Below are 11,006 nucleotides of genomic sequence, written 5' to 3'. Positions count from 1 at the left end.
GAAAGTAAATATGGTTCGTCATCGTTATTCGATAGTTGCTACTTCCCGCCGTTCTGTAGCGGCCGCAATTCTGGCAGTGGGTGTAGCGGGTGCAGGCGCACATGTGAATCCTGCGCCAGCTAGTGCACAGTTATCGTCTTCGATGCCAGCGCTTACGGGGGCTGTTACCGGCTCGAGCAGTGGTGCCCCAGCAGTCCAGCATGACGGCGCACCAACCCCAACTCCATTCACCACCGACTACTTGGTTGGCTTTCCTTCCGATGTCTCTTCCTACCAATACGGCGTCTACTGGGAAGTAGTCCGCATGTTTGACCATGTGAAGACCCAGCAGCCAATCATGGATGAGAACCTCGAAAAGGCCATCGCCATCAACAACGCTGCTGCTGATGATCCAGCGCTGATTAAGCGCGCTCAGCAAGATGCTGCTGCTGACACTGATGGAGTGATGCTTGCGGTTTCTGACGCACTGGGTGAGGAGTTTGGCGCCGCTTTCCGCGATGCTCTTGCCGAGCACCGCCTGCCAAAGACGGAGTACCTATTGGGAAATGGCTACCTAGCTCGTGCAGGCGGATTAGCTAGCTCTACCTTCGCGGAGAAGTACTACTTCGACGTGCGCCGTCCTTTCCAGGTAGCACCCGATGCTATTCACAAGTACAACGACGGTAAGAAGGACTATTACGGCACCACGCCAGCCTTTCCGTCTGGCCATACAAACCAGGCAACTTGGATCACCACGTTGATGGCCCACATGCTCCCGGAGGTTGCACCGCAGCTCGTGCTGCGCGGTGCGGAAGCTGGCAACCACCGCGTGGTCATGGGAGTGCACTATCCGCTCGACGTTATCGGCGGCCGTATGACGGGGCAGGCCGCAGCAGCCGACCGTCTCAACGATCCACGTATGCACGATGCGCTTGACCAAGCAGCAGCCGAAATCCGTGCCGAGATGAAGTGGCGCACTGGCAAGGACATCTCCGAGCTCGTAGCCCAGCAGGCTGATGCGGGTAAGAATTACGCTACCGACGAGCAGGCGGTTGAGCGTTATGCTCCGATGCTGGACTACGGCTTTAAGCCTGCTTATGCCACCGATGCTCCAATGATTGTCCCGAAGGCCGCGCCGGTCCTGCTCGAATCAACCCATCCCGAGCTCACTTGGGAGCAGCGCGCCGAGGTGCTTCGCCAAACCGCAAACCCCGCTGGCCACCCTCTCGACTGGCAGGGCGAAGCAGGCTCCTGGCAGCGCCTAAATCTGGCAAAGGCCATGGCTGCGACGGTAACTGTCAATCCAGATGGAGTAGTTCAAGTCTCTAATTAAACAGATCGCAGGGGGAACCTCCCCCAGTCTTGGTCATACCTGCGCGCGAAGAGACAGAAACGTGTAATCATTGGCGAGACAGCAAATGTTGGTATGACACCTAAAACGCTTTCAAGGAGCACAATGGCTAAGCCGAAAATTATGGCTGTGTACGGTACTCGACCTGAAGCAATCAAGGTCGCACCGGTCATCAAAACTCTAGAGGCTGATGATCGCTTCGAGTCCGTTGCAGTCTCTACTGGCCAGCACAAGGAAATGCTGGAGCAAGTAAACACCATGTTTGGAATTACCCCCAAGCATGACCTGGGATTGATGAAGCCGGGACAGACCCTCAATGAGATTGTTTCCCGTGCAATTGCCGGCCTCGATGAGATCATCGTTGCTGAGGAGCCGGACGTCATCATTTCCCAGGGTGATACATCAACGGCCATGGCAGCGGCTCTTGCTGGCTTCCACCGCGGTGTGCAGATCGTTCACCTGGAGGCAGGACTGCGTACCGGCAACATTTTGTCCCCGTTCCCGGAGGAAGCAAACCGTAAGATCATCGGTCAGGTTGCAGCCCTGCACCTTGCGCCGACTGAAGGCGCAATGGAGAACCTGCGCCGCGAGGACGTTCGTTCTAAGGACATCGTTATAACCGGCAATACGGTTATTGATGCTCTCCTTGAAGCAGCAACTTGGGACATCGAATTCTCGGATCCAACTCTTGCTGAGGCCGCTAACTCGGACAAGCGTTTCGTTGTTGTCACCACACACCGCCGCGAGAACCTTGACGCGATGAAGGAGATCGGTGGTGCTGTACAGGATCTAGCAAAGGCATATCCGGATACTATTTTTGCGCTGCCGCTGCACCTGAACCCAAAGGTCCGCGAAGCAGTTCTTCCGGAGGTTGAGGCGCTGGAGAACGTCATCATTACTGATCCTCTTCCGTACGATCAGTTCACCAAGCTCCAGAACCGTGCGGCCATCATCCTGACCGACTCTGGCGGAGTCCAGGAGGAAGCACCTTCCTTGGGCAAGCCGGTTTTGGTCATGCGCCAAAACACCGAGCGCCCTGAGGCCGTCGTCGCCGGCACCGTGAAGCTGGTGGGAACCAACCGTGAGCTTATCGTGGCGGAAGCGAAGCTTCTGCTTGATGACAATGCCGCTTATTCTGCAATGGCTAATGCCGTTAACCCATATGGCGATGGCAAGGGCGCTCAACGCTCGGTTGCAGCAATTGCAGAGCTTCTAGAAGTGGGAAAGCGTCTGCCAGACTTTAGTACTGAGATGGTGCCGGATGAGGTGCCGCGTTTTGAAGAGGTCGTAGCTCCGGAGGAAGAGCTGGAAAAGTAGCCAGTCCGCAGTTCACTCTGGCATAAACTACCCGCCGCATTGGAACACCCATTGTGTTCCAATGCGGTGGTTTTGTATTTCTCAGTGGGTAGGCCAAATTTAAATCTTCATTTGGGATTGGAACTAATCGCACTCTTGATCAGTCCAATAGAGCATGGAGGAAAATAGTGAGCCCAAGGTAGGCGGCGTTGTCATTGACAACGTAGTACGCACTGATACGGGGTGGAAGGCCATAGGGCGGACGAAGGGCTTCAGCGGTGCCATCGTTGAACTTAGTGAGGTTGGCGCCAGCAGGCAAGAAGTACAACGCCTGTTGGAAGAGCGTGGTTGGACACTGGTGTTCAACGAGCAGCGCTTTGCCGTCACGGCGCGGATGACGGTGTTGGAGCTGGTTGACATTGCTCTGCAAGCATTGCGCACTGGGAAAATCGGGCAAGGAAATCGAATTCAAACCGTGAACATGTATCAGCGTGCACGGCGGTTTCTCGTAAGCGAGCGAGGAATTCCAGCGCTGGGGAATCTCCGCCTGGAAGATTGTGAGACGCGCGTAGTCCATTCTTGGCTGTCACGAGTGGCGGACAGCTCGCTTACTTCGGCGCGGCATCTGCGAATTCTGCTCTTACATGCTTTCTCGATAGCTGAGCGGCAAGGGCTTGAGCTATGGACACAGAACCCCGCGCGGACTGCTCAGCTGCCGCATTTGCCGCGCGCTGAACCGGTTGAGGTTACACCGGAGGAGTTCAATGAGCTCCTTGCGCAGATCCTTGCTTGGGAGAGTCAAGGAAAGCGTACCGACCTTTCAGGGATTGTGTGCTGCTACATGGCAACCGGAATTCGTCCGAGTGAACTTCCCGCGCTGCTGTGGGAAGAAGTGGACTTGGATAGCAAGCCGGCGACGATGATTGTCAGTGGCTGTGCTGTATACCAAGACGGAAAGTTAGTTCGGCAGCCGGAGCCGAAGACTGCGGCCGGCTTTCGCGAAATTGTCATCCCTGAATGGTTTGCGGAGATGTTGCGTGAGCGATTTGCCCGCCGCGATCCGAATGTGCCTTATGTTTTTCCTAGTAGGGCTGGAACGATGCACAGCATGCACAACCTCGGCAATAGGTTCCGACAGGCACGTGGCGCGCGTTTTAAGTACATCAAGTTGAAGTCTTTCCGCTCCACCGTCGCAACCGTAATCGCCCGCGAAAAGGGGGCTGAGGAGGCTGCCAGACATCTTGGGCATACAAGCCCCGCGATCACCAGCCGGCACTACATAAAGCGCGCAAACAAAACCGGCGACCACAACGACATCCTCGAGGCCCTAAAGCCCACTGTGTTCAACGAGCGGTAGGGAAGTCCAAGCCCAAAGTTTTATGAACCAACGTGATACAAAACGAAAAAAGAACCGCCTGAAATCAGGCGGTTCCTGTCTGCTCCTCCAACTGGGCTCGAACCAGTTAAGCTATCTATGGTAGAATCCCTTTTGAGCAGGTCAGGAGCATATTGCACCGCCAACTATTGCCTACTAATGTCAATTAATGCCACGCGATATATCACGTATATGGCACGAAGGAGAAAGTCATGGCACGCAAAGCACGTTGGGGGAGTATCAAGAAGTTGCCGTCAGGGAACTACCAAGCGAGCTACCCACACCCCGAGAACAGCGACCTGTCAATGCGCATCAAAGCCCCGCACACGTTCGGACTCAAGGAAGAAGCCGAGACGTGGTTGGCGAAGGAAAGGACGCTCATTGCACAAGATAAGTGGCTGCACCCCGACGAACGGGCGGAGGAGCGCGCACGCGAAGCCGAGGAGCAGGCACGCGAGGAAGCCGAGAAAGCCAAGGGGTTAATCCCGTTCAAGGTGTATGCCGAGAAGTGGATTTCAACACGAACAAACCGTGACGGCCAGCTACTCGCCTCACGTACCCGTGAAGAGTACCTAAGGTACCTAGATGACCGTCTGGCGGAGTTTGCGGATAAACCACTATCAAGTATCACCGCCGAAACGGTGCGTGCCTGGTACGCAGAGCAGATTTCCACAGGCAAAAAGACCAGTGTGGGACGCCAATACGATTTCTTCAAATCAGTACTAAAAACAGCCGTCGAGGACAAATTGATAGCCGAGAACCCCTGCAAAGTCGAAGGCGGTTCAAAGGTCAGCACCGAAGTTGAAGTGAAAGCTCCAACCGATGCAGAGCTGCAAATCATCATCGACGAGATGCCCGACGACCTCAAGCACGTGGTGCTTATCGCAGCGTCAGCAGGTCTCAGGTGGGGTGAAATTGCTCCGTTGACCCCGGAGGACGTCGAAGAGATCTTATCGCCTGAGACGGGCGAGGTGGACGAGGTACGCATCCACGTGACTAAGGCAGAAGTCAGGCTCAAAGGAGGCAAAAAGGAAGTCAAGAAACCCAAGTCAAAAGCGGGTGTACGTGTTATGAGTTTCTTTGGTCAGGACGCGAAAGATGTTGCAGCGCACGTAAGGACGGTTAAACCGGGAGAGCGGCTGACCACGCGGACGTATGCAGGGGTTAGGTATCACTGGAAGAAAGCACGTGAGAAAGCGGGGCGTCCAGACCTGCACTTTCACGCACTCAGGCATTACAGCGGTACACGTTTTGCTCAGGCAGGCGCGACTCTCAAAGAGATTATGGACTGGCTAGGCCATAGCGACGTGAATAGTGCTATGGCCTATCAGAAGGCCGTTCAGAGCAGAATGAAAGAGCTGGCACGGCGGGCCGCCAGAAACTAGCAAAACCCTCAGAACGAATGCTAAGGCAGGTTTTCCGACTCTCGGGCAAATTCGGGAATGTACTGAGTTATGTACCGACTTTGCAGAGAATTGGACTCAGCGCGAAGAGCCCTAAAACATCGGCTTATAGCCCGGCTGCGTGGATTTCTGAGCACCTCGCTGCTGCTGGTTCTGCCGCTGGCGTGTCTGAGCGCGCTGCTCCTGGAGCTGCTGGTTCTCACCTACCGTGCGCTCGTAATAGTCCTGCGTACCGTCTACGACGGCTGCAAACCCCTTCACGCGCTTCTTCTTAAAGTTCTCGTAGTGCCCCTGCATCTTCGGCGATGTGAGCACGTAGTCCAGAAAGTCAGAATCCAGCTGCTTCATATTCTCGCGAGAGTTCTTAACGGCCTCGGCGGCTTCGGCCTCCTGGCGCAGCCGTTGCAGTTCCTCGTGTTTCGCCGTTACCGCGTCCGTGGTCTCCTGCAGTAGTGCTGCCTTGTCCTGCTGCTTCTTCTCCAACTCCTCGCGCTCGTCTCGCAGTTTCTGCACCTGGGCGTGTGCCTGAGCAACGATGTCGTTGGCCTTCTGACGCGCATCAGCCAGTAGCGTGCCCACCTGCTCCTGACCGTCGCCATAGCCCTTCTTGTGGCCAGCGGCGTAACCCTTCTTCGCTGCGTTCTGCTTCAGCGCCGGTAACTTCGCCTTATCTTCGTCCAGCTGCTTGCGCTCGTCCTCGACCTCCTGACGCTGCTGCTGCACGTCTGCATACAGCGCGCCTGCTTCGACCTCGCCGGCCTCATAACCCTCCTGGAAACCTTCGTTACGCGCGGTCTCGCGCATAACCTTCACCGCCGCCTTATCGCGCTCCAACTGCTCGCGCTCGGCTGCGAGTGCTTCAGTCTCCTTGGCTCGCTCCTCGTCCGCCTTACGTGCGTACTCATGGTTCGACAAATGTTCGCGGCTGCGCTCGCTGCTTTCGAGAATCACGTCTACGCCGGTCTCTTTAAGTTCCTTGCGGATCTTCTTGTGAAGACTGCCCAAATGGCTCGGCGACTTGAACAGTTCAAAATCGTTCTGCCGTAGTCTGCCATCCTCCGTAACCGGCGTGACTCCTATTTGAATCTGCGGTACTACCTCATCGAAATGGCCCGTCACGAGTACAACGTTCTTTGCGCCCCCGGCTTTCTTGATAACGATGTCTACGACCGGCTGCAGCGTGTCCATAAACTTCTCCCGGTCCGTGGGGTCTGTCTTCCAGTTCGGGGTGTGCTCAGCTACCCACTCCGGCGACAGACCTAGCACAATCCCGCGCATGACCACCGAGTCCCGGCGCTTGCGCCCCGTGACTGTCGCTAGGCGGTCTTGTAGTCGTTGCTCAATCTCTTCCGTACTTCCCGGCGTTGTCCACTCGTCCCGTGGTCCGTCCGTCGGGAAATACGTCATGTTGTTGAGCGACCGACTCGGGTCAATACCTTCGTTCGAGTGCGGCCGGTAGATACCGTTCTCGGCATCTACGTCACGCGCCCAATGCCGAATCATCGCCGTCGTTGCATCGGCCTTGACCTTGCCGCCCTTACTAACGTCGTACGTGACGCGGGTCTGTGCCATGTTCTTTATCCTGTCCTCTAAAAAGTTAACTTTCCAATAAGTGTAGCCCCATACACTTATTTCGCTGCGCTCCATAAGTTCCTGGGGCCCTCCGGGGGCCCTGCCGGGGGCTGAGCAAAACTAAAACCCCGACACATTGCGTGCCGGAGTTTTTCTGTTTTGCTTTGACGGTCTAGGAATACTGGCCGTAGCCCTCGTATCCCTGACCGCCTGAATCCTCGTTGCGCTCCTGGCGCTCCTCGGATTGCTCCGTGCGTTGCTTGCTCTGTTCTGCAAACAGTTCGTCAAGTAACGACTCCGCCCGCTCGACTTGAGCCTCGCGGTTCAATGAGTCCTCGCCCGTGACCAACTCCCGCAGCCGCTTGCCGAGATTCTCGTCAGCGCGCTTGCGTGCATTGTTCAAACGCCGTTGGGCGTTCTTTGCTTGCTGCTGCAGCTCTTCGAGTGTTGCCATGATGGTTAGTTCTCCTTGTTTTGGTTTTGGTGTTTTGACGTGATGGGCAAGACGCAAGCGCCTTACTCCAGGAGGTCCGCGTTGGCGGTCTAAACGGGTCATGAGGCTGCACCCCCTGCGGTAATCGAGGCGAAGATCTGTTGTAGTTCTTCGTCAGTGACTGCTGCCGTGGCCCAGTTCGCGCGGTTGATAACCGCTACAGCTTCATCGGCGTTAAGTACGTTCTGTTCAAGACTGACGTACGTAGGGCTACCCACCAGGACGGCGCTGTAGCGCTGGATAGAGTGCCGTTGTTCCACCGGTAAACTATCGTTGTTTTCGCTGACTACGCGGATGACGTCGCGGGTATTCGCGGATACGCGTACTTCGAGATTCGTACGTTCCTTGTCGTCGGTGCCGGGCCAATTCCATACGTAGGTTTTGCCGTTGCTGCTGACGCATAATTGTCGCGAATTGGCCGGTTCTCCGGCGACAAGTGCGCCGTTGGCTACTGCGGTGCTTACCGTCGTTGCTGAGCTGTCTAGCGCACCTGTAGTGCGTGTTGCGTAGCCGCTACGGCTGTAGCTGAGTCCCGCAAGGTAGTTCGTGTACGTACTGTCAGAGTTCTGCACTTGCAAAATGCGGTGTTGCTGGCCGTCTTCGCTGCCGTCGAGCAGCCAAGCGCGCGGCGGCGCGGCGGGATTCGCGCAAATTGCTGTGCAAAGGAAATCCGTACGCGAAAAGTACGCGTTCGGCTTCGCGTCTGCGGCAAAGTCCATCTGCGGCGGGTTGATACGCGAGGTGCGGGCCGTCACCTGCTGACCTGCGTTAGCGAAATCAGCAAGTAGCGCGTCGGCGTCTTCTGTCGGAGTGTTCGGGTCGCCGTACAGAATCTGCTTGATGATGTCTACAATCGGCGCGACTGTTCGCGATTCAATTTCGCTAATCACCGCTTCGCGCTCTTCTGGGTCTGCGATGTTCTCGGCCCTACGGCGCAGCTGTTCCAGATTCTGCGAAAGCGGGCCAACCGTGATGTAGTCGAAGTATTCGCGTGTGCCGTTAAAGAATCCCTTGTTCAGGTAAATCGTGTACTGACCCTTCTCGACCTTGATGAGAATCTGGAATCGCCTGTACGCTTGCGATTCGTCTTCTGCCATCTGAGGGCGGCCAAAACGATCTATGTAGGTACCCGCGAGTCCCTGGAAGAAATCATCTGGGGTAGTCGCCGCAGTGACGATGTTGAGCTGTTGAATGGGATACGTACGGCCGTACTTGATATTGGCCGAAAGGCGGCCGTCACCAGGTTGCCTGAACGGTGCAAACATGCGGAAGGCGTTTCCTCTATTGCCGCAAGCCTGAATAATCGAGCCGGCACGGGCGTCTTCCCAAACAACGCACTCTTCACCGTCGTAGCCGTCAAAACCGACGTTTTCGCCGCCGATTTTGAATACCAGAAAACCCAGTTCGTGCGGAAGCGGGCCGGTCATCAGGTCTTTGCCAGTACCGCCGTCGCCGTAGACCAAGATATTCACAATCCGTGGCGGTAAGGGCGCGTACTGCAAGTAGTCACCGCGCAGCTTTGTCAGATGCGCAAGCATTCCGCGCTTGACGTAAAGCTTCAAGTACTTTTCGCGCACTTCAGCGAGCGTCATTTTTCCCTGAGCGACCAGCGCCGATACTTCATCGACATTGGCTTTCTTCTTCTGCGCACGGCGCTCATCGTCTTCGTCGACCTGTTCCCAGAGATCCGGTACGTTGGTCACTACTTCGCTGCGGTCGTAGGTCTCCTTATCCGCCTGAGCAGGGTCTTCGTGCGTCAAGTACTTACAGAGCGGCAAAAACGCGCTAGGAGGCTTTCCCTCTACGTACTGCGGTGGAACACCGAACGCCTTTGCGACCGCTGCAATCGATTTGTACGACTTGCATAACAGCGGAATATGCCAATGAGCTGGCTTTTTGTCACCAACAGCCGCACCCTTCGGTGGCGTGTACTTACTCTTAAAGTCCTTAGGCGTGTAGGTGTCGCGGTCGTGGTTGATGTACGCCCAATACGTCATGCCCTTCGGCGCGAGCGCTTCTTGAATACGCTCCTCCGTGAGCAAATCGCCGTAGCCGTCGTAAAACGCTTGCTGCGTAATGAAAAATGCGCTGAACTTCTTCTTTTCGTACTTGTGCCACTTTCCGCCAGGGCGATAGGGGCATTCGTCGGTACCTACGCGTTGCTGAAGTTGCAGCGACTCAGGCAACGCCTTTACTTTTTGCGGCTCCGATTCCGGCGCTAAAGTTGCATCTTCCGTCATGTGAGTTTCGTCATACTTTTCAGACTTAGACATCTCGGACCACCGCCGAAAAGCAGAAAAAACAGAAAACACAGATTTGCCGATCTGTGTTTTTCGCGGAGGCGAAACGCTGTAACCTGCGGAAACGCAAAATTTCGCAGCGGAGTCCGCGGGCGAGACACAAGCCCAGCTCGCCCGCGCGCGTTAGTGTTTTTGCTGGTAGTTGTAGGTTTTCGTTTTGTGGTTGGTGAAATTCCGTTTGGAAAAAACAGAAAACACAGACCGTATTCGAGAATTCACTTTTCGTGGAAGAATTCCCTGTGAATCTTGGAGAAACCTGGCAACGCTGCCACGGGCGTGAATTTAATCCTTGCGAGGCGGCAATGATTCGCGTAATCTTGTAAGCGAAGTTTGTTTTATTTAGCTCCGCTGTTCCAGCAGCGGAGTTTTTCATTTGCTGCATGGCTACGCATCACCACCGACCACAACAGCGTCGCCGTAGAGGAATTTGGCAAGCTCCAGGGCAGGAATAAGACGCTGTTTGCCTTTGCCCATGGTGCTGGGCACTGGACGAAGTTCACCACGGGCGATAAGACGCTCTAGGTGGCGTTGCGAAATAGATGCACGCTCACAGACCTCCGAGGGCTTGAAAGCCTTGAGAAGCGTGTCGTCGTTGAGAATGATTTGTGTTACCGGTGCGGACACAACAAAAACCTTTCGGTGTTGTGTCGCGTCTTCAATGACGGTCCTAGCACGCGCCCATGCTGCCGCCGTGAGTATCTCTAACCTTGTACCCCCAGAACGTACTCACGCGAGCCGAGGAGGTGCTGCCTTACTGTTTCACATCCACCGGTAGGCAGCTACCAGGGTGCTGAGCGTCTTCATCTTGGCGGGGCGGACTAACGCACGTCCAGCGTGCCCCTACGTCGTGAACCCGCTAGTTTCACGACCCGACTGGCCAACGTCGGTTTCTCTCGCACCGGGGAAGCCAACCCCCGGCAAAGACAATTTTCAGTTGCTAGTTCATCATATCAACAACTGCCAACTTGTGCCAGGCCTCAGACGGGGTTTGAAGTCACGTGAGGGGCAGAGTTTTCGATATAGCATTTTTATAGCACGGCGGCATATATGGCACGCCTGACAAAGCAAAAAACCCACTGTTACCAGCGGGTTTAAGAAGCTCCTCCAACTGGGCTCGAACCAGTGACCCTTCGATTAACAGTCGAATGCTCTGCCAACTGAGCTATGGAGGAATAAACCATGCTGAGAACTTTTTGAAGTGCTCTCTGCAACGAAAAGTAACTATAGTTTAGCTCGT

General features: G+C 55.4%; 8 protein-coding genes and 1 tRNA gene. 4 read left to right on the top strand and 5 right to left on the bottom strand.

Translation table 11 applies throughout. The annotated features are described in order from the left end of the window. The first annotated feature begins 10 nt into the window (after nucleotides 1-10). The 4 genes from QKB66_RS05170 (at nucleotide 11) to QKB66_RS05155 (ending at nucleotide 5,386) form a co-directional block, all read left to right on the top strand. Nucleotides 11-1,312 carry an acid phosphatase gene (locus QKB66_RS05170; protein WP_414252835.1) on the top strand — a complete coding sequence of 434 codons (1,302 nt, stop codon included), beginning with the start codon at nucleotides 11-13 and terminating at the stop codon, nucleotides 1,310-1,312. 123 nt (nucleotides 1,313-1,435) lie between these two features. After that, nucleotides 1,436-2,647, top strand: a complete 1,212-nt coding sequence (gene wecB, locus QKB66_RS05165) for a non-hydrolyzing UDP-N-acetylglucosamine 2-epimerase (protein ID WP_414252834.1) — start codon at nucleotides 1,436-1,438, stop codon at nucleotides 2,645-2,647. A 154-nt stretch (nucleotides 2,648-2,801) separates the two neighbouring features. Beyond that, nucleotides 2,802-3,983 carry a tyrosine-type recombinase/integrase gene (locus tag QKB66_RS05160; protein WP_414252833.1) on the top strand — a complete coding sequence of 394 codons (1,182 nt, stop codon included), beginning with the start codon at nucleotides 2,802-2,804 and terminating at the stop codon, nucleotides 3,981-3,983. 230 nt (nucleotides 3,984-4,213) lie between these two features. Continuing rightward, nucleotides 4,214-5,386, top strand: coding sequence for a tyrosine-type recombinase/integrase (locus tag QKB66_RS05155; protein ID WP_414252832.1), 1,173 nt, complete (start codon nucleotides 4,214-4,216; stop codon nucleotides 5,384-5,386). A gap of 111 nt (nucleotides 5,387-5,497) precedes the next feature. Here the strand turns inward: QKB66_RS05155 and QKB66_RS05150 are convergent, their stop codons facing one another. The 5 genes from QKB66_RS05150 to QKB66_RS05130 form a co-directional block, all read right to left on the bottom strand. Then, nucleotides 5,498-6,976: a plasmid recombination protein gene (locus QKB66_RS05150; RefSeq protein ID WP_414252831.1), complete on the bottom strand. Its 1,479-nt coding sequence runs from the start codon at nucleotides 6,974-6,976 to the stop codon at nucleotides 5,498-5,500. Between the two features lie 172 nt (nucleotides 6,977-7,148). Then, a complete protein-coding gene (locus tag QKB66_RS05145; protein WP_414252830.1) occupies nucleotides 7,149-7,430 on the bottom strand; it encodes a hypothetical protein in 282 nt (93 codons plus the stop codon). Between the two features lie 98 nt (nucleotides 7,431-7,528). Further along, the gene (locus QKB66_RS05140) at nucleotides 7,529-9,742 is read right to left on the bottom strand and encodes a hypothetical protein (RefSeq protein ID WP_414252829.1); all 2,214 of its coding nucleotides are present in this window, start codon (nucleotides 9,740-9,742) and stop codon (nucleotides 7,529-7,531) included. 411 nt (nucleotides 9,743-10,153) lie between these two features. Beyond that, nucleotides 10,154-10,393 carry a helix-turn-helix domain-containing protein gene (locus tag QKB66_RS05135; protein ID WP_414252828.1) on the bottom strand — a complete coding sequence of 80 codons (240 nt, stop codon included), beginning with the start codon at nucleotides 10,391-10,393 and terminating at the stop codon, nucleotides 10,154-10,156. Nucleotides 10,394-10,868: 475 nt separating this feature from the next. After that, nucleotides 10,869-10,941: transfer RNA gene (locus QKB66_RS05130), tRNA-Asn, on the bottom strand. Nucleotides 10,942-11,006 lie beyond the last annotated feature (65 nt).

Origin of the sequence: Corynebacterium sp. c25Ua_89 (assembly GCF_047459735.1) — a bacterium.
In the GTDB taxonomy this organism is placed as follows: Bacteria; Actinomycetota; Actinomycetes; order Mycobacteriales; family Mycobacteriaceae; genus Corynebacterium; species Corynebacterium simulans.
Note: the sequence above shows the minus strand (reverse complement) of the source record. Positions and strands in the feature narration are given on the sequence as shown.